The organism is Shewanella sp. SR43-8, from assembly GCF_014163775.1.
Classification (GTDB): Bacteria; Pseudomonadota; Gammaproteobacteria; order Enterobacterales; family Shewanellaceae; genus Shewanella; species Shewanella vesiculosa.
Map to the genome: position 1 here is coordinate 145,507 of NZ_JACJDX010000004.1, position 19,399 is coordinate 164,905.

Annotated in this window: 15 protein-coding genes; 14 read left to right on the forward strand and 1 reads right to left on the reverse strand. The window is 41.3% G+C overall.

Annotated elements, in window-relative coordinates; translation table 11 throughout:
- The first annotated feature begins 112 nt into the window (after window positions 1–112).
- From H5114_RS06520 to H5114_RS06535, 4 genes are all read left to right on the forward strand, one after another.
- Window positions 113–946: a sulfurtransferase gene (locus H5114_RS06520; RefSeq protein ID WP_182722498.1), complete on the forward strand. Its 834-nt coding sequence runs from the start codon at window positions 113–115 to the stop codon at window positions 944–946.
- Between the two features lie 730 nt (window positions 947–1,676).
- Window positions 1,677–2,387 carry a hypothetical protein gene (locus H5114_RS06525; protein WP_182722499.1) on the forward strand — a complete coding sequence of 237 codons (711 nt, stop codon included), beginning with the start codon at window positions 1,677–1,679 and terminating at the stop codon, window positions 2,385–2,387.
- A gap of 150 nt (window positions 2,388–2,537) precedes the next feature.
- On the forward strand, window positions 2,538–3,134 hold the full coding sequence (locus H5114_RS06530) for an HAD-IB family hydrolase (protein ID WP_310736384.1): 597 nt from the start codon (window positions 2,538–2,540) through the stop codon (window positions 3,132–3,134).
- Window positions 3,135–4,442: 1,308 nt separating this feature from the next.
- On the forward strand, window positions 4,443–5,063 hold the full coding sequence (locus H5114_RS06535) for an ankyrin repeat domain-containing protein (protein ID WP_182722500.1): 621 nt from the start codon (window positions 4,443–4,445) through the stop codon (window positions 5,061–5,063).
- A 797-nt stretch (window positions 5,064–5,860) separates the two neighbouring features.
- Here H5114_RS06535 and H5114_RS06540 read toward each other — a convergent pair.
- Window positions 5,861–7,168 carry an FAD-binding oxidoreductase gene (locus tag H5114_RS06540; protein WP_182722501.1) on the reverse strand — a complete coding sequence of 436 codons (1,308 nt, stop codon included), beginning with the start codon at window positions 7,166–7,168 and terminating at the stop codon, window positions 5,861–5,863.
- 231 nt (window positions 7,169–7,399) lie between these two features.
- Between H5114_RS06540 and H5114_RS06545 the strand changes: the two genes are divergently transcribed.
- From H5114_RS06545 to gabD, 10 genes are all read left to right on the forward strand, one after another.
- Window positions 7,400–7,948, forward strand: a complete 549-nt coding sequence (locus tag H5114_RS06545) for a cupin domain-containing protein (RefSeq protein WP_124017033.1) — start codon at window positions 7,400–7,402, stop codon at window positions 7,946–7,948.
- A gap of 444 nt (window positions 7,949–8,392) precedes the next feature.
- Window positions 8,393–9,157 (forward strand): gamma-glutamyl-gamma-aminobutyrate hydrolase family protein, encoded by a 765-nt coding sequence (locus H5114_RS06550; protein WP_124017034.1) that lies wholly within the window; start codon window positions 8,393–8,395, stop codon window positions 9,155–9,157.
- Window positions 9,158–9,159: 2 nt separating this feature from the next.
- On the forward strand, window positions 9,160–10,515 hold the full coding sequence (locus H5114_RS06555) for a glutamine synthetase family protein (RefSeq protein ID WP_124017035.1): 1,356 nt from the start codon (window positions 9,160–9,162) through the stop codon (window positions 10,513–10,515).
- A gap of 97 nt (window positions 10,516–10,612) precedes the next feature.
- Window positions 10,613–12,013 (forward strand): aspartate aminotransferase family protein, encoded by a 1,401-nt coding sequence (locus H5114_RS06560; RefSeq protein WP_310736385.1) that lies wholly within the window; start codon window positions 10,613–10,615, stop codon window positions 12,011–12,013.
- Between the two features lie 258 nt (window positions 12,014–12,271).
- Entirely contained in the window at window positions 12,272–13,372 is a 1,101-nt protein-coding gene (locus tag H5114_RS06565) for a polyamine ABC transporter substrate-binding protein (protein WP_124017037.1), read from the forward strand.
- A gap of 155 nt (window positions 13,373–13,527) precedes the next feature.
- Entirely contained in the window at window positions 13,528–14,664 is a 1,137-nt protein-coding gene (gene potA / locus H5114_RS06570) for a polyamine ABC transporter ATP-binding protein (protein WP_124017038.1), read from the forward strand.
- On the forward strand, window positions 14,661–15,560 hold the full coding sequence (locus H5114_RS06575) for an ABC transporter permease subunit (protein ID WP_124017039.1): 900 nt from the start codon (window positions 14,661–14,663) through the stop codon (window positions 15,558–15,560). Before potA ends, H5114_RS06575 begins: the two co-directional genes overlap by 4 nt.
- Complete coding sequence (locus H5114_RS06580) at window positions 15,557–16,372, forward strand: ABC transporter permease subunit (RefSeq protein ID WP_124017040.1); 816 nt, start codon at window positions 15,557–15,559, stop codon at window positions 16,370–16,372. The genes H5114_RS06575 and H5114_RS06580 overlap by 4 nt, the downstream gene beginning before the upstream one ends.
- Before the next feature lie 220 nt (window positions 16,373–16,592).
- On the forward strand, window positions 16,593–17,879 hold the full coding sequence (locus H5114_RS06585) for an FAD-binding oxidoreductase (RefSeq protein WP_124017041.1): 1,287 nt from the start codon (window positions 16,593–16,595) through the stop codon (window positions 17,877–17,879).
- Window positions 17,880–17,946: 67 nt separating this feature from the next.
- Window positions 17,947–19,395 carry an NADP-dependent succinate-semialdehyde dehydrogenase gene (gene gabD, locus H5114_RS06590; protein WP_182722502.1) on the forward strand — a complete coding sequence of 483 codons (1,449 nt, stop codon included), beginning with the start codon at window positions 17,947–17,949 and terminating at the stop codon, window positions 19,393–19,395.
- Window positions 19,396–19,399: the final 4 nt, after the last annotated feature.

Consider the following 19,399-nt stretch of genomic DNA (forward strand, 5'->3'; position numbering starts at 1 on the left):
GATATTGATCGAGCACAATGAGGTTAATTGCTATCAATAGCTGAATGACTTGCTATTGCGTTATGACAGTGCAATATTGTTGTTTTATAAACAAATTGCAGTGAGGTTAATCGTGAATAATCCTTTAGTGACAACTGATTGGTTAGCATTACATCTTGATGATCCTGAGCTTGTGTTACTTGATGCCAGTATGGAAATTGTGCTGGGAAAAGAGCCATTAGTGTACGATGAACTTTTCGTTATCCCTGGCGCGTTATCATGCCAAATGGACAAGCTTTTTTTTGATCATCGATCATCACAAACTCATGCAATGCCAACGGCTGAGCAGTTTACTGATGCTGCGCAGTCATTGGGAATAACCCATAACAGCACAGTAGTGATTTACGACAATCAAGGTATTTATTCTGCCCCGCGAGCGTGGTGGACTTTCAAAACTATGGGTTTTGATAAGGTATTTGTACTCGATGGTGGTTTACCACAATGGCAAGCAGAAGGGCGAGATACCGTCCGCCAATTCTCATCTGCTACTCACTCAGGCGATATCAAAGGTCGTTTGCAACAACACAAAATGTGTGACACTGAGTTTGTGTTAACCCATCTTGGTCATGCCAACGTTGATGTGATTGATGCTCGTGCAGCAGGGCGTTTTAATGGTACCTCACCAGAGCCTAGAGTGGGCATGCGCAGTGGTCATATTCCCGGTTCGCTCAACTTGCCTTTTGCGCAGGTATTAAATGGTTTTAAAATGAAATCGATTCGTGAATTGCATACCATTTTCGCGACCTTAGATACCAGTAATAATGCTCAACGAGTGTTTAGTTGCGGTTCAGGCATTACCGCATGTATTTTGATTTTAGCTTCCTATGTAGCCGGACACCATCAAGCGGTTTTATACGATGGTTCTTGGGCTGTGTGGGGCGGAGATGCAGCTTTACCAATAGAGTAGGGCCAATGTTGCTGTCATTCCGGCATTATTTTTTGAGCCGGAATCCAGCTTTTTTTATGGCCTACGGCCACTAACGTCGTGGTGCTTTGCTTATAGCAGACCAAGAGGAAACCAACGGCTGTTGCCTATTTACTCTTTATAAAAGAATTAGCCCAGCTGCCCTACAACATTTTCGCTTTTTACAAAACAACAGCTGCGAAAAGGTCGCCATTGGGGTTGAGCCAGCCTTTGGCTTAATTTGAGTTCCGCTTCGGCCATCTTATTAATAAATAGTGAAAATACTAACGCTTCCTATGGGAATCTGATGTGAATGGATTCACGAATGTCGTGGTGGCATGGATGCTAAAGAACGACATTCCTCCTCGAAAGCAAGCATCTGATAGACAGGATGTCTGAATACCTTAAAGCACATGGTCAATGATGTTTCCGACATCATTATGACATTTCCAATATCCATATAGGTCAGATGTGCGAGAAAGGCCATGTCAGGCTCACGCATTCTTTTATAAAGAGTCTTCAACGCACTCAATCAAAATGAAACCGGATGGTTAAAGCAGCAACATAATCTAAAAGCTATATAGTCCAACGACCTGCAATGAGAGGTATTTGGCAATAATGTTCAGTTAGAGTCTGATTAATCAATATTATCGAGGAAGTGAAATTATTTACTTGTTGATAATGAACTTGTTGTGCTAATTTTTTGCCAACTGAACATCATGATGGAATATGAATGCGTTATCTACTGCTCGCTATGCTGCTAACCTTAACCGGTTGTGCAAGCAAACAACCTCCTTTCAGCCTTGTTATCGATCCCTTACTTCCCAATACCATTAATTATAACGGTGAAATTAACCCAGACAATGTTGCCGCCTTTGAACAAGGTATAGCAAATAGCTCAACTCAAATCACCTCATTGGTTATTACTAGTGGTGGGGGCGATGTGTTTGCTGGAATACGATTAGGTGAATTGGTATATCGGCATAAATTAAAGGTCACAGTCGATAAAGTCTGTGCGTCATCTTGTGCTAATTATGTTGTAACGGCCAGTGATGATGTGACGATAAAACAAGATGCCCTGTTAGGTTGGCATGGTGGGGCGTTACAACCACTATTATACGGCTCGGAAGACTTAAGTAAGTACAGCAAAACTATGGTTGAATATATTTTGCAGTGGGAACAAGCCGAACGTGTATTTTTTGACAAGGTTAAGGTTAATCAAGCTGTCACAGTATTGGGGATGATGCCAGGCTTAAAAGATAAACGAAACACGCCATTATACAGTTATGATCAGCAGACGTTAAAAGCGTTAGGTTTACATATTACTTTTGAAGACAAGCAAGCAACGCTTTCTAAAACCGGCGAAGAAATAGTACAAATATTTAGCTTAAGCCCTGAAGTGTTAGACACTTTAATGATGCAGCATGCTCAAAGGTTGCAGTAATTATAATTGAGTAGCATATTTCATTTTTTCAGTTAATAAGTGTCATGACATCGAATCTGAATCGAAGCAGACAATTTATATACATTCAGTCAATAGATTTTGAGTCACTTAATCATCGCCATAAAAGCTAATGCATTAAAGGAGATTAAAGTGAATTTAGCCTTATTTGATTTTGATGGCACGATTACGAATGCCGATATGTATAGTAAATTTTTACGTTACTCGACCACAGGTGCTCGATTAATAGTAGGTAATGTGTTGCTCGCTCCTTTTGTGATTATGTATAAATTGGGCATACTTCCTGCGAGTAAAATGCGCCCCATTGCCAGTTTTGTCGCTTTTTATCAAAAAGAACACCATGCGCTTGATGCAATGGGATTGGATTTTACCAAACAAGTTATTCCTCAGTTCATTCGATCTCACGCACTGGATAAAATTCGCTGGCATAAAGATAATGGCGATCATGTTGTTGTGGTATCTGCATCCATTGATATCTATTTAAAGCATTGGTGTAATGAATTAGGAGTGATGTTGATTTGTAGTGAGTTAGCGGTAAACAATGGCAAATTATCTGGCTTTTATACCTCAGGCGATTGTAGTGAAAAAATGAAATCTAAACGGATCTGTGAACGTTTTAATTTAGATCATTATGATTGTGTTTATGCTTACGGCGATACCACTGAAGATTTAGATATGTTGAGTATTGCTGATGAGAAATACATGAATTGGGTAAAGGTTAAAGATTAAATTAGACTCATTTTACAATAAGTCGCTAACGCATTGATGCCCCAAAGTTGGTTAGGCTATGACCTGCGGCCACTAAAGTCGTGGTGCTTCGCCCACACCAGACCAAGAGGAAATCAACGGCTATTCCCTCTTTACTCTTTATAAATGAATTAGCCCAGCCGCCCCGCAACATTTTCGCTATTTACAAAACAACAGCAGCGAAAAGGTCGCAATGGGGATTGAACAAGCTTTTAATTTCATTTGAAACCTGCTTCGGCCTATCTTGTAATAAGGAGTGAAAATGCTAACGCTTCCGATAGGCCATCCCTTCCCCTCGAAAACTAGCTGGCCGTCCATGGTCAGCTCAAGTGATTTTCTTCAACGTCACAAGTTCAGAGTTGAATTTGTACATTTTCAATTAAGCAGACAAATTCATTTATTCCCCTAGGTTTAGGCTATGGCCTGCGGTCACTAACGTCGTGGTGCTTCGCCCACACCAGACCAAGAGGAAATCAACGGCTATTCCCTCTTTACTCTTTATAAATGAATTAGCCCAGCCGCCCCGCAACATTTTCGCGATTTACAAAACAACAGCTGCGAAAAGGTCGCCATGGGGATTGAACCAGCTTTTAACTTCATTTGTAACCGTCTTCGGACTTATTCGAAAATGCTAACGCTTCCGATAGGCCATCCCTGGCCAACGAAAGCTAGCCTGACGTCCTGTCAGGCTCACGCTATTTTCTTCAACGTCCTCAAGTTCAGAGTTGAATCACGCCAATTGCAAGCAAGGTATGCAAATCATTTATGCCCCAAAGCTTGTTACCCTTTAATGAGTAAGCTATCCATTGGCAGGTGATTTTAAGTGTATTCAGCGTGTGCTATCTCATTATTACGATTTAGATGTATTCATTTACTATTGAAAACAGCAAAACTACGTTACTAAATCTGTACTCTCAGAAACATGCATGCTGACTTTATTTATTGAGAAATAGTTACTCAAGTATTGAGGTGCTTTTCTATAGAAACCATTATTTACTGGTTAGATTGTGCTTAACCGAATGAACTGATTTTAGATACAGGTATCAATAAATTTAGCTTAATTAAAGTCAAACAACTCATTAGGTAAGCCTAAAGTCGTAATGTAGATTTATTTCGAAAAATATAATGGATTGATAATATTGCAATTAAACTTTATCGCTTTTTTTAGACGATATTAACGCGTAACCTCAGATTATTTTGGAATATTGAGAGTATTTTATCACTTTACATCAAAGATATAGAGAATGTAGGATGATATAAATCAATAAGCGTTAGCTGTTTAGGATGAACATGAGTGTGATTCAATATTTGATCAATAATATTAAGATTGTCTTAATATTATTAAGTATTTCTTTTCAAGTATGTGCAATTGAAAATATGGATAAACTATTACTAGAAGCTGTACTTGATGAAAATACAAAGCAGATAACACTTCTTCTAGAAAAAGGTGCAAACCCAAATTCAACTGAGGCTCTTTTTAAAAAGAGAACTATCATGGGTTGGGCTGCTCAATACAAATCGACTAAATTACTTAAAATCCTTATCTCTCACGAGGGGGATGTAAATTTATTTAACTCTAAAGATACTTGGTCACCTTCTCCAATATATAACGCTTTAGCGGCTAGTAGATTAGATAATCTAAATTTACTGATCAAGCACGGAGCAAATCCAAATCAAATTGATAACCACCAAAAAACACCTATTATGGCTGCAGTAGTAACTGGTGATTGGCAAGCCACATATATTTTGCTTCAAGCAGGAGCCAATATTGAGTATAAAAATAAATGGGGAGAAACTCCCGTAGATTCAATAGAAAATGCTAGTTTAGGTGCAAATAGCGAGTGGCGTAAGAAGGTATTCGCCTTTTTCTCAAACAAAGGTATAGAGTTAAAGCCAAGAGTTCCGTTGTAAAAACAGCTAACAAGAGACTATTACCCAATAGCTATTACTAAGCTTTAGCATTTGAGGCTGAACATCATTTTTCTGACGATATAAACAACAATTTGGTGTAACAATTTACTCATTCAATACTCGTACAACCCGCGTATACAGGCGTCTTAGAATTAGGGTGAGGGTTCAAATCTCGACCCCCTTCGTCACATAAAGAAATTAATATTTATAATTACTGATCCTTAACATTGAGGAACTCGTTTAAAGAGTTTAATTAGCCCGTGAGCTTTATTATTCTCCCAATAACGTTTACTGAACATGTATTTATAGCCATGAATATAACTTTATTTTGGCAGCTAGAGCTAACACGCTTCTGTCCAAAAATGATTTAGATCCCTTGATTGAAAACGCCCAAATTCAACTCTGAACTTGAGGTCGTTGAAGAAAATGACGTGAGTCCAGACATGGATGTCTGGCTAGCTTTGGAGGGGAAGGGACGCCCCATCTGAAGCGTTAGCATTTTCGAATAAGGCCGAGGCCGATTCCAAATAGAGTTAAAAGCTGGATACATTTCCGTCGCAATTTTTTTGCTGCTGTTGTTTGGTTAGAAAGCGAAAATGTTGCCGGAACGGCAGGGGTGATCCAAGAGGGGATTGCTGTTGATCCCCTTTTGGCCTGTGCAGGGTGGAACCTTGCGATCTTACTTCAAACGAAGTTTGAAAAGTCTGGTGTGGGCGAAGCGCCACGACGTTAGTGGCCGCAGGCCATAAAAAGAACAAAGGTTGACCTTTTTGCCAACCCACAGCAAATCCATCAACCTAAAGCAAATCCTTCATTCTGTGGTACAACATGCCTGCTGCTAACAATGGCGAGCGCAACATTGGGCCGCCAGGGAAAGTCATGTGTTTAATGTCATTAAACACATCAATGCGTTGTGATTGTTGGCTAATTGCTTCAGCTATTAATCTAGCAGCCATATGGGTGGCGTTTACACCATGACCTGCATAGGCTTGGGCGAAGTAGATGTTGGCTGCGTCGGGTAAACGACCGATTTGCGGCATGCGGTTGGCGCCAATGCCCATCATACCACCCCATTCATAATCAATTTTGATGCCTTTTAATTGTGGGAAAACTTTTTCAAGATTAGGCCTTAACTCGGCTTCAATATCTTTTGGGTCTTTACCAGAATAAGTGCATAAACCGCCAAACAATAAACGGCGGTCTGCTGATAAATGGAAGTAATCTAATGCCACGCGCATATCGGCAAATGCCATATTTTGCGGGATGATACTGGCACATTGTTGTTCAGTTAACGGCTCAGTGGCTAATAAGTAGGTGCCTGTGGGGAGTACTTTTCCGCCAAGAAAAGGGCTTAATTTATTGCCGATATAACCATTACCAGCCAATACGAGATAGTTACAAGTCACTTCACCTTCAGCGGTAATTACTTTGGGTTTATTGCCTTTAATGATTTTTTCTGCGGCGCTGTATTCAAATAATTGTGCGCCAAGCTCGCGAGCAACTTTTGCTTCACCCAAGGCTAGATTAAGTGGATGCAAATGTCCGCTGCCCATATCAACTAATGCGCCTTGGTAAAAGTCTGAACCGATAACTTCACCTATTTGCGAACGATCCAGCAGTTTGATTGATTTTTGATAACCTTGGTCTTTTAGATCTTGGTATTCTGCAGCTAAATCATCCATATGTCGTGATTTTACGGCTAAATCGCAATAGCCCATATGCAAGTCGCAATCGATTTTATGATCGGTAATTCGCTGCGTGACGATATCTACCGCTTCAAAACCCATTTGCTGAATGGCTTTTACGCCTTCATCACCAATTTCATTGCGGAATTGAGTCGCGTCATGGCCTATGCCACGGATCAGTTCACCACCATTACGCCCAGATGCGCCCCAACCAATGCGTTTAGCTTCGAGTAATACCACACTGTAACCACGTTGTCTGAGTTCAATAGCGGTATTAATCCCGCTGAATCCACCCCCCACAATACACACATCTGCCGTTATATTTTCGGTCAATTTTGGGTGCTGATAAAGCTCTTTTGCTGTCGCGACATAAAAGGAATCTGGGTACTGTTGGCTATGAATCGGGGAATTACGTGGCATATACTCTCCAAGCTATTGATTGTATTATAATAATAGATTTTAAATAAATAGTTAGATGCAAGGTGACACATCTAGAGTGTGCATTTTATTTAACACTTATTTAGTGTAAAATACAATTGCTTTGATTTAAGTAAGTTATCATGCTTAATTAGTACAGATTTTTGGTAAAGTGTTAATAATCTGCAACACTTAGTCGCAGGCTATCAGTCAAGATTTAATAGGGGAATAAATTTGGATATTGGTACAAGCCTAAAAGCTGTTCGCAAATTGAAAGGGTTATCTCAACGCGAGTTGGCCAAGCGTGCAGGGGTGACCAACAGTACAATTTCAATGATTGAGAAAAACAGTGTCAGTCCTTCGGTGAGTTCACTGAAAAAGGTCTTATCTGGGATCCCGATGTCATTAGTCGATTTCTTCTCAATTGATGACGGTTCTGTTGGAGACCTGAAAGTGGTTTATCGCAGTAATGAGTTGCTCGATATTGGTACTGGTGAATTAGTTTATAAGCTAATTGGCCGAGATTACCCCAACCGAGCAATGTCAGTGATGAGTGAAACATACCCAGTGAATGCTGATACCGGCGCTGAAATGCTGCAGCACAAGGGTGAAGAAGGCGGTATCATTGTCTCTGGTAAACTTGAGCTTACTGTGGGTGAAGAAGTTTTTACTCTTGAAGAAGGTGACAGTTATTATTTTAACAGTGAGCAACCACACCGTTTTCGTAACCCATTTGAGCAAGCTTGTAAGGTTGTAAGTGCAACGACCCCCGCTGATTTTTGATGGTTTATCATTCATTTCTTTCTGCTTATATCGACTGTTTTTGTTCAAGGGAATAGCGCAAGATCATCCATTAATCTAGCTATTCCCACCTATCAAAAGTAAATAATGAGTCTACTTTTTGCTGTTACAGACTCTCCTCCTAGCATGTGATTATTGTTTTGTGTAAAGAATATTAAGCAACAAATTCCCTTTTATTGTGCATTCATCTCCCCATTTTGGCGCATTTTATCGTGATAACTCATCAATGTTGATGAGATGATTTTTTTATACATCTTGGTTGATTTAAAGTTAACGCAATGTATTTAAAGTGTTTTAATTTATTTTTATTAAAAGTTATTTTTATCCTCCGTTATCCTCTTGCCTAGCTAAAAAAATCCGTGTAGTGTGTGAAAAAATGAACACGTAAAACAATAAGTTCATCACATTCTTTGCTAAAGGTGAGATATGTCTCAGTCAGGTATTCCCCTCATAGGGGTAGTAGCGTGCAATCAGCAAATAGGTCTTCATCCATTTAACATAGTGGGCGAAAAATATTTGTTGAGTGTGGTCAATGGCGCAAAAGGTTTTCCCTTAGTTATCCCATCGCTTGGTGTCGATGCGCCTATTGACGCTATTCTTGCTCGTCTTGACGGCATTCTTTTCACTGGCTCACCATCAAATGTTGAACCTCACCACTACCTAGGGCTCCCTAGTGATGAGGGCACTCATCATGATCCCAAGCGTGACGCAATAACCTTACCCATGATAAAAGCTGCGATTGATGCCGGTATTCCGGTATTGGGTATTTGTCGTGGTTTTCAAGAAATGAATGTGGTGTATGGTGGCAGTTTGCATCAAAAGCTACATGAAGTTGGCACGTATATTGAACATCGTGAAGATAAGAAAGCCCCTTTAGATGAACAATATGGTATTTCGCATCAAGTAAATCTTGTCGCTGGCGGGCTTCTTCACGATGCATGGGGCTGTAACACCGCAGAGGTTAACTCTGTTCATACTCAAGGCGTTGATCGTCTTGGTGAGGGGTTACAGCCAGAAGCATTCGCTCCAGACGGATTAGTCGAAGCATTTTCTGTTAAAAATGCTAAAAATTTTGCATTAGGTGTTCAATGGCATCCAGAATGGAAAGTAACTGAAAATGCATTCTATACTGCTATTTTCGAAGCATTCGGACAAGCCTGTAGACATTATGCGGCAACACAAGTGAGATAAAAATGGATAAGTTAATCGCTTTTTTGAAAGACAAAAAAATTACCGAAGTTGAATGTGTTATCAGTGACATGACTGGGATTGCACGTGGCAAGATAGCCCCAGTAGATAAGTTTGTATCAGAAAAAGGCATGCGTTTACCTGAGAGTGTGTTGTTACAAACAGTGACTGGTGATTTCATCGATGATGAGATTTACTATCAACTTCTTGATGATGCCGATATCGATTTTGTTTGTGTGCCAGACGAAAACGCTGTTTTCATGCTGCCATGGACTGTTGAAGCTACCGCTCAGGTTATTCACGATTGTTATGATCGTATGGGCAACCCGATTGAACTGTCACCGCGTAATGTATTGAAGAAAGTACTAAAGCTTTATGAAGATAAAGGCTGGGAACCGGTTATTGCCCCAGAAATGGAATTTTATCTCACCAAACGCTCTGATGACCATGATTTACCGCTTAAGCCACCTATTGGTCGCTCTGGTCGCCCAGAAGCTGGACGTCAGTCTTTCTCTATCGACGCTGCTAACGAATATGATCCTTTGTTCGAAGACATGTATGACTGGTGTGAAGTTCAAGGCCTTGATATTGATACCTTGATCCATGAAGACGGTCCGGCACAAATGGAGATTAACTTCAGCCATGGCAATGCATTGTCATTAGCCGATCAGGTGTTCATTTTTAAGCGTACATTGAAAGAAGCTGCGTTAAAGCATGATGTGTGTGCCACATTTATGGCCAAGCCAGTTACCGATGAACCTGGTAGCGCAATGCACATTCACCAAAGCGTGCTTGATATTAAAACCGGTAAAAACATTTTCACTAAAGAAGATGGTACTCAAAGCAAATTATTCCTCAGTTACATTGCGGGCTTACAACAATACATTCCAGAATTGTTACCGTTAATGGCGCCAAGTGCTAACTCGTTCCGCCGTTTCTTGCCTGGTACATCTGCACCCGTAAACCTTGAATGGGGCGTTGAAAACCGTACTTGTGGCTTACGTATTCCAGAATCATCACCACAAAATCGTCGTATTGAAAACCGTATTCCAGGTGCCGATGCTAACTGTTATCTCGCGATTGCTGCCAGCTTATTATGTGGTTATATCGGTATGGTTGATGATTTAAAACCTTCTACGCCTGTGACCGGCAAGTCAAATGAAAGCCGTACTAATAATGACAACTGCTTACCTTTGACCTTAGAAGAAGCGTTAGTTGCGATGCAAACCAGTGATGCTTGTATTGAGTATCTAGGCCAATCATTTACCACAGGTTTTGTGGCGGTAAAGCAAGCAGAGCTTGAAAACTTTAGACGCGTTGTAAGTTCATGGGAACGTGAGTTCTTATTATTAACCGTGTAATGATAGTTGAGAACGTTAACTTAGATTACTAATGTTTGTGGATAACAACAGGTAGCAAATAGACATTAATTTGTTACCTGTTTGTAAGGATACCAGTATGCCAAACCCATTACCGACAGATGCGATGAGCCAGCAACATGAGCTTGAGCGTCTGCAAACTGCAGATAAACAACATTTTATTCATCCATTCACCGACTCAAAGGGGTTAGCCGAAAAAGGGACTCGGGTGATTGAACGTGCAGATGGCGTCTATTTGTGGGATGTAATGGGACATAAACTGCTCGATGCGATGGCAGGTTTATGGTGTGTCAATGTGGGTTATGGTCGCCAGTCAATCGTTGACGCCGCCAGCCAGCAGATGCAGAAGCTACCTTTTTATAATAGTTTTTTTCAATGCTCTCATCCTCCTGCAATTGAGTTAGCTCAAAAAATTGCTTCTCTGGCTCCAGCGCACATGAATAATGTGTTTTTTACCGGGTCAGGCTCTGAGTCAAATGACACTAATTTGCGCATGGTGCGACGTTATTGGGATTTAAAAGGTAAGCCAAACAAGAAAACCATTATCAGTCGGGTGAATGCTTATCATGGTTCAACGGTTGCAGGGGCCAGTTTAGGTGGTATGTCTGGCATGCATGAACAAGGTGATTTACCTATTCCTGGTGTGGTGCATATTGCGCAACCTTATTGGTATGCAGAGGGCAAAGACTTGTCTGCTGAAGCATTTGGGTTACAAACAGCACAGGCATTAGAAGCCAAAATCATTGAGCTAGGCGAAGACAATGTTGCCGCGTTTATTGCTGAACCTTTTCAGGGCGCGGGTGGAGTGATTATTCCACCTTCAACATATTGGCCTGAAATAAAACGCATTTTAGCCAAATACGATATTTTATTTATTCTTGATGAAGTGATCAGCGGCTTTGGCCGCACCGGAAAGTGGTTTGCAGCAGAGTATTATGATTTGCAGCCAGATCTCATCACTATCGCCAAAGGCATGACTTCGGGTTATGTGCCAATGGGCGGGGTGATTGTGTCAGACAAAGTGGCAGACGTTATTAAGCAAGAATGTGGCGAATTTACCCATGGTTTTACTTATTCCGGTCATCCGGTTGCCGCTGCCGCTGCATTAGAGAATATTCGTATTATTGAGCAAGAAAAATTAGTTGAACGTGTGGCAAATGATAGTTCGCCGTATTTACAGTCGCGCTTACAACAATTGGCCGAACATCCATTAGTGGGTGAGGTTCGCGGCATTGGTTTGGTTGCCGCCATAGAGTTAGTGAAAGATAAAGCATTACGGCAGCGATTTGACGCCAAGGTCGGCGTTGGAACATATTGCCGCGATGCGTGTATCACTCATGGTTTGGTTATGCGTTCGGTCGGCGACACTATGATTATTTCGCCACCATTAACCATTAGCCACGCAGAAATTGACGAGCTAGTGAGTAAAGCAACCCAAGCATTAAATGACACTTATCAACACCTAAATATGCTCAACTAATACATAATTACTGAATGATTATTGCGATATAGTGATTTTTTAACCAATTGCATTTAGCAGATCTAGTAATCGAAAATGTTTTTGATAGTATTCACAGTGAAAGGCGAAAGTGATGTTGCGTTAACCATACCGATGCATAGTTAAGTTGTAGCATTGGATAATTTCTTTCAATAGAAAGAAGATTTTACACGCTGTTAAGATCTAGCGAAAAAAACGAATGTCAGTACCATTCTGACCATTATCCAAAAGGGAGAAAGTATGAAGCTATTAAACAAACTATCCACAGTGGCCTTAATTACAGCAGGTGTGTTTGCTAGCACCGCTATTCAGGCTCAGGAAGTGGTTAAAATGTACAACTGGTCGGATTATATTGCCGAAGATACTTTAGCCAATTTTGAGAAAGAAACCGGTATTCATGTCATTTATGACGTGTTCGACAGCAATGAAGTACTTGAAGCAAAATTACTTTCTGGCCACAGCGGTTATGACATTGTTGTTCCGTCTAATCACTTTTTAGCTAAGCAAATTAAAGCGGGCGCTTTTCAAAAACTTGATCGTGCTAAGTTGACTAATTATGCCAACTTAAAGCCTGATTTAATGAAACAGCTTCAAAAAGCCGATCCTGATAACCAGTATGCAATCCCTTATTTATGGGGCACTAATGGTATCGGATACAATATCGATAAAGTCAAAGCGGTATTAGGTGAAGATGCGCCATTTGATTCTCTAGAGTTAATTTTTAATCCTAAGTACGCAGAAAAAATCGCATCATGTGGTTTTTCGATGTTAGATTCTGCTGATGATATGTTACCTCAAGCGCTGATTTATTTAGGCTTAGATCCTAACAGTAAAAATCCTGATGATTATGAAAAAGCCGCCGAAGTATTGGAAAAAGTACGTCCTTACGTCACGTATTTTCATTCCTCACGCTACATCTCTGATTTAGCGAATGGCGATATTTGTGTCGCGTTTGGTTTCTCTGGTGATGTATTCCAAGCAGCTGCACGTGCAGATGAAGCCGGTAACGGTAATAAGATTGGCTATTCTATTCCAAAAGAAGGCGCCAACTTATGGTTTGATATGTTAGCTATCCCACAAGATGCCACTAACATTGATAACGCCCATAAGCTGATAAACTATTTACTTCGCCCTGAAGTGATTGCACCTATCAGTAACTATGTTGCTTACGCAAATCCTAACGCACCAGCACAAGCATTAGTTGACGAAGCTATCCGTAATGACCCAGCCATTTACCCACCTCAATCGGTAATTGATAAGTTATATATTGGTGATATTCGTCCATTAAAAATTCAACGTGTAGTCACACGTGCTTGGACTAAAGTGAAGTCAGGTCAATAACCTTTCTCGCTCATAACAGGGCGAGTTCCTCGCCCTGTTTTTAAACATATTTATGTATTTATTGGCTAATTTAGCCATCTAACAGATTGTTATGTGTGCCCTGAAACAGACTTTTCTGTTGTGGTATGCACACTCCAAAAAGGCGGAGCAGTATTATGGTAAACACCTCGGGCGTCACCAATAAACCAATCACAAAGACGCAAGATAAAGTACTGCTTAAAATTGAGCGTGTGAGTAAAATTTTCGACGACGTCCGTGCTGTAGACGATGTGTCGTTAACCATTAATCGTGGCGAAATATTTGCGCTGCTGGGTGGTTCAGGTTCTGGTAAGTCAACTTTATTACGTATGTTAGCGGGCTTTGAAAAGCCAAGTGAAGGGCGTATTTTCCTTGATGGTGTCGACATAACTGATATGCCGCCATACGAGCGTCCTATTAATATGATGTTCCAATCATATGCATTATTTCCGCATATGACGGTTGAGCAAAATATCGCTTTTGGATTAAAGCAAGACAAAATGCCCAAGGCTGATATTGCCGTGCGGGTTAAAGAAATGCTTAAACTGGTGCACATGGAGAAGTACGGTAAACGTAAACCGCATCAGTTATCAGGTGGTCAGCGTCAGCGTGTGGCACTCGCTCGTTCGTTAGCGAAACGACCTAAATTATTATTACTTGATGAGCCAATGGGCGCATTAGATAAAAAGCTGCGTACGCAAATGCAGTTAGAAGTGGTCGATATTTTAGAAGCGGTAGGCGTGACTTGTGTGATGGTTACCCACGACCAAGAAGAAGCCATGACCATGGCTGGACGCATTTCTATTATGCATGAAGGGTGGATTGCACAAACTGGCAGCCCAATGGATATTTATGAGTCGCCGGCCAGTCGAATGGTCGCAGAGTTTATTGGTACAGTTAATTTATTTGATGGTGAGATCATCGAAGATGAAGTTGACCATGCAATCATTAAGTCACCAACCTTATCGCAGTTGTTTTATATTGGTCACGGTATTTCAACCAGCCTTGAAAATAAACATGTATTTTTAGCTTTGCGCCCAGAAAAAACCATTATTAGCCGTCAAAAGCCCGAGAGTGATTACAACTGGGCCCATGGTGTAGTGCATGATATTGCTTATCTTGGTGGTTTATCAGTGTATTACATCAAGTTAAAAAACAATCAAATTGTCCAATGCTCAATGATTAATCGTGAACGCCGCGCCGATCATCCTACATGGGAAGAAGAGGTTTACATCAGTTGGGAAGACACCAGCGGGGTTGTATTAAACTCATGAAGAATCCATTGAAAATATTCAAAGGCCGACATCTCACCATGGGGATTCCATACCTATGGTTGTTATTGTTTTTTGCCTTACCGTTCGCCATTGTGCTAAAGATTAGTTTTTCTACTGCTGCGATTGCGATTCCACCTTACGAGGCAACATTTAATTATGTAGATGAGGCACTCAATATATTCGTTAACTTGGGTAACTATTTATTGTTATTGCAAGATTCGATGTATTACATGGCTTATCTGACCTCATTAAAAATGGCTTTCTTTGCCACTATTGGGTGTCTGGTACTCGGTTTTCCAATGGCTTATGCCATTGCCCGTGCTCCAGTAAAGATGCAGGCGGTATTACTGCTGTTGGTCATGTTGCCATCGTGGACTTCATTTTTGATCCGTATTTATGCCTGGATGGGTATTTTAAGCAATAACGGTCTAATTAATAATGCCTTGATGTGGTTAGGGGTTATTTCAGAACCGATACAAATGCTCAATACTAACTTTGCTGTGTACATAGGTATTATTTATGCCTACCTGCCGTTTATGATTTTGCCGCTGTACGCCACTTTGGTTAAATTGGATTTAAGCTTAATTGAAGCGGCATCAGATTTAGGCTCTAGCAGTCTTAATACCTTCTGGAAAATCACTCTACCATTATCAAAGGGCGGTGTTATCGCTGGCTCTATGTTGGTATTTATCCCTGCGGTAGGTGAGTTTGTTATTCCTGAATTACTGGGCGGCCCAGACACATTAATGATTGGTAAGGTGTTGTGGCAAGAGTTCTTTAATAACCGCGACTGGCCTGTAGCGTCATCATTAGCCATTGTGATGTTAGCGTTACTGATTATCCCGATTACCTTGTTCCATCGATATCAGTCACGCAACATGGAGAACGATCTATGAAGAATTTAAGTTTCTCTAAAGTGATGTTGTGGTTTGGATTGATATTTTTATATGCGCCAATGCTTATTTTGGTCATCTATTCATTTAATGAATCAAAATTGGTTACCGTATGGGGAGGTTTTTCACCTAAATGGTATGGCGAACTATTTCAAGATGAGCAAATACTAAATGCCGTTTGGACCAGTTTACGCATCGCCTTTTACAGTTCTACTATGGCGGTGATAATTGGTACGATGGCGGCATTTGTTATGACCCGTTTTAGACGCTCATGGGCTAAGTTAACCCTGTCTAATATGATTACTGCTCCTTTGGTTATGCCAGAAGTCATCACCGGTTTGTCGTTATTATTATTATTTGTACAGATATCAGAAACCTTTGGCTGGCCCACTGAGCGTGGCATGTTTACCGTGTGGATTGCTCACTCTACTTTCTGTGCGGCTTATGTTGCTGTGGTGGTGTCGTCAAGACTGCGTGAACTGGACTTATCAATTGAAGAAGCCGCGATGGATTTAGGTGCAACGCGATTAAAAACCTTCTTTTTGATTACCATACCCATGATCGCCCCCTCTCTTATTGCAGGTTGGTTATTATCGTTCAGTTTGTCATTAGATGATTTAGTGATTGCCAGCTTTACCTCTGGTCCGGGTTCTACAACCTTGCCAATGGTCGTGTTTTCGTCTGTGCGTTTAGGGGTATCACCTAAGATTAACGCGCTAGCGACAATTATTATTTTAGCTGTGTCTTTGGTTGCTTTCCTGTCTTGGTATTTAGCCCGCCGAGCAGAGAAAAAAGCCAAAGCTGCGATGGAATAACATCATTCAATAGACCAAGATTAAAAGCCATACTGACATCAGTATGGCTTTTTTATTCGCTATGTCTGTTACTCAAATGTTTTTACGCTATTTTGATTACGTGGGTGTTTAATATATTCTACAAAGTGTCAAAAATTTCATAGTAAATGCTAGTTTTTGAATTTGCTTAAGTGTAGGATGAATCAGTTGTTTTACGTTTTGAACCTATAAAGGAAGTGCTATGTCCGCCACACCTCATGCTAGTTCATATTATGCCGCGTCGGCTAATGATAAAGTTGAACGCCCTCGCTTAGAATCTATAATTGAAACAGATGTTTGTATCATTGGCGCGGGCTATACCGGGCTGTCTTCTGCGTTACATTTATTAGAAAGCGGCATGAAAGTTGTGGTGCTTGAAGCAGCAAGGATTGGCTGGGGAGCATCCGGTCGAAACGGTGGTCAAATCGTCAATTCTTTTAGTCGCGATATTGATTCTATTGAAGGTGTTGTCGGCAAAGAACAAGCTAAGTTATTTGGTAAAATGGCATTCGAAGGTGGCCAAATTATTCGTGATCGTATTGCCAAATACAACATTGATTGTGATCTAAAAGATGGCGGTGTATTTGCCGCCATGAACGCAAAACAAATGCGTCATTTAGAAGGTCAAAAATCCTTATGGGAAGCGCATGGTCATAACAACCATTTAGAGTTACTCGATCAAAATGGCATACGTAATGTCGTCAATACCGATTTATATGTTGGTGGTTTGCTCGATAAAAGCGGTGGTCATATTCACCCTCTAAACCTTGCTTTAGGCGAGGCTCGTGCGGTTGAATCTCTTGGTGGGCTAATTTTTGAAGATTCTGCTGTTATAAAGGTAGATGACGGTGCCTCACCGATTGTGCATACTGCGCTGGGCCAAGTTAAGTGTAAATACGTGGTAGTTGCAGGTAATGCATATTTAGGTAAGTTACTGCCAGAGCTGCAAGCTAAATCCATGCCGTGTGGCACTCAGGTGATTACCACTGAACCATTGTCTGATGAAATGGCAGCCAGTTTACTGCCACAAGATTATTGCGTAGAAGACTGTAATTATCTATTAGATTATTACCGCCTTACCGGAGATAAACGCCTGGTATTTGGTGGCGGCGTAGTTTACGGCGCACGCGATCCTGCTAACGTTGAAGCCTTAATTATGCCTAAGTTATTGAAGACCTTCCCGCAATTAAAAGGGACTAAGGTGGATTACGCTTGGACAGGTAATTTTTTAATGACCTTGTCGCGTTTGCCGCAAGTGGGACGTATTGGTGACAATATTTATTACTCACAAGGCTGTAGTGGCCATGGGGTTACCTACACTCATTTGGCGGGTAAGCTGATTGCTGAAATGCTTAATGGTCAAGCCACGCGTTTTGATGCTTTTGCCGCATTACCTCATTATCCATTCCCTGGTGGTCATGCTATGCGTGTACCGTTTAGTGCCATAGGCGCTTGGTATTACACCCTTAGAGATAAGTTTGGAATTTAACCTGCTTTACGTACTGGTAGAGAGAGTGCGAGTAGGTTGAGTACAAACGTCAGTTTAGGAGAATATTGTGAAATTAATCGATCTAAGTTTATTACGTCAACAGTGCTACATTAATGGCCAGTGGTGCAATGCCGATAGTGGTAAAACGATTGCCATAGCAAATCCTGGCACGCATGAGGTCATTGGTCATGTTCCTGTGATGGGCAATGCCGAAACACTTGCGGCTATCGACGCTGCAAATGCGGCGCTACCAGCGTGGCGAGCATTAACCGCAAAAGATCGCGGCCAAAAGCTGCGTCGTTGGTTTGAGCTAATGTTGCAACACAGCGATGATTTAGCACTATTGATGACCACAGAACAAGGCAAACCACTTGCCGAAGCTAAAGGTGAAGTGGCTTATGCCGCGTCCTTTATTGAATGGTTTGCAGAAGAAGCTAAGCGTGTGTATGGCGATACTATTCCTGGGCATCAAGCAGATAAACGTATTACGGTTATTAAGCAGCCTGTTGGCGTTACCGCGGCGATTACACCATGGAATTTCCCTGCGGCTATGATTACTCGTAAAGCCGCGCCAGCATTAGCTGCTGGTTGTACTATGGTCGTTAAGCCTGCGCCGCAAACGCCATTTACCGCATTAGCATTAGCCGAGTTAGCTGAGCGCGCTGGTATTCCAGCTGGTGTATTTAGTGTGGTTACCGGTGACTCAATCGCCATAGGTAAGGCCATGTGCGACAGCCCAATAGTGCGTAAGTTATCGTTTACTGGCTCAACACCAGTTGGTATTAAACTGATGGAGCAATGCGCGCCAACACTGAAAAAACTATCACTTGAGCTAGGTGGCAATGCACCGTTTATCGTATTCAATGATGCAGATATTGATGCTGCCGTTGAAGGCGCAATGATTGCCAAATATCGTAATGCGGGTCAAACCTGTGTGTGTGCCAATCGTATTTATGTGCAATCGGGCGTTTACGATGAATTTGCGCAACGTCTCGCTGTCGCGGTGGCTAAGCTTAAAGTGGGACTAGGTACAGAAACGGGTGTAACCACTGGACCATTGATCAACGCCGATGCCGTAGCAAAAGTTCAGCTTCATTTAGATGATGCTGTAGCAAAAGGTGCGCAGATCCTTGCTGGTGGTAAACCTCATGATCTTGGTGGCTATTTCTTCGAACCGACTATTTTAACTGGCGTAACACGCCAGATGTTAGTGGCAACCGAAGAGACTTTTGGTCCTTTGGCTCCATTGTTTAAGTTTGATGATGTTGATGATGTGATCAAGCAAGCAAACGACACTGAGTTTGGTTTAGCGGCGTATTTTTACGGTCGTGATATTTCGTTAGTGTACAAGGTTGCTGAAGCGCTTGAATATGGCATGGTTGGCGTCAACACAGGATTAATCTCGACTGAAGTAGCACCTTTTGGTGGTATTAAATCGTCTGGGTTAGGCCGTGAAGGTTCAAAGTTTGGTATCGAAGAATACCTGGAAATGAAATATATCTGCATGTCAGTTTAAGAGA

Bases quoted from the DNA above. Each gene is read 5' to 3' on its own strand.
- H5114_RS06575 (WP_124017039.1), top strand. From the start codon at position 14,661: ATGAAGAATCCATTGAAAATATTCAAAGGCCGACATCTCACCATGGGG.
- H5114_RS06585 (WP_124017041.1), top strand. From the start codon at position 16,593: ATGTCCGCCACACCTCATGCTAGTTCATATTATGCCGCGTCGGCTAAT.
- H5114_RS06540 (WP_182722501.1), bottom strand. From the start codon at position 7,168: ATGCCACGTAATTCCCCGATTCATAGCCAACAGTACCCAGATTCCTTT.
- potA (WP_124017038.1), top strand. From the start codon at position 13,528: ATGGTAAACACCTCGGGCGTCACCAATAAACCAATCACAAAGACGCAA.
- H5114_RS06580 (WP_124017040.1), top strand. From the start codon at position 15,557: ATGAAGAATTTAAGTTTCTCTAAAGTGATGTTGTGGTTTGGATTGATA.
- H5114_RS06560 (WP_310736385.1), top strand. From the start codon at position 10,613: ATGCCAAACCCATTACCGACAGATGCGATGAGCCAGCAACATGAGCTT.
- H5114_RS06535 (WP_182722500.1), top strand. From the start codon at position 4,443: ATGAGTGTGATTCAATATTTGATCAATAATATTAAGATTGTCTTAATA.
- H5114_RS06525 (WP_182722499.1), top strand. From the start codon at position 1,677: ATGCGTTATCTACTGCTCGCTATGCTGCTAACCTTAACCGGTTGTGCA.
- H5114_RS06565 (WP_124017037.1), top strand. From the start codon at position 12,272: ATGAAGCTATTAAACAAACTATCCACAGTGGCCTTAATTACAGCAGGT.
- H5114_RS06555 (WP_124017035.1), top strand. From the start codon at position 9,160: ATGGATAAGTTAATCGCTTTTTTGAAAGACAAAAAAATTACCGAAGTT.
- H5114_RS06550 (WP_124017034.1), top strand. From the start codon at position 8,393: ATGTCTCAGTCAGGTATTCCCCTCATAGGGGTAGTAGCGTGCAATCAG.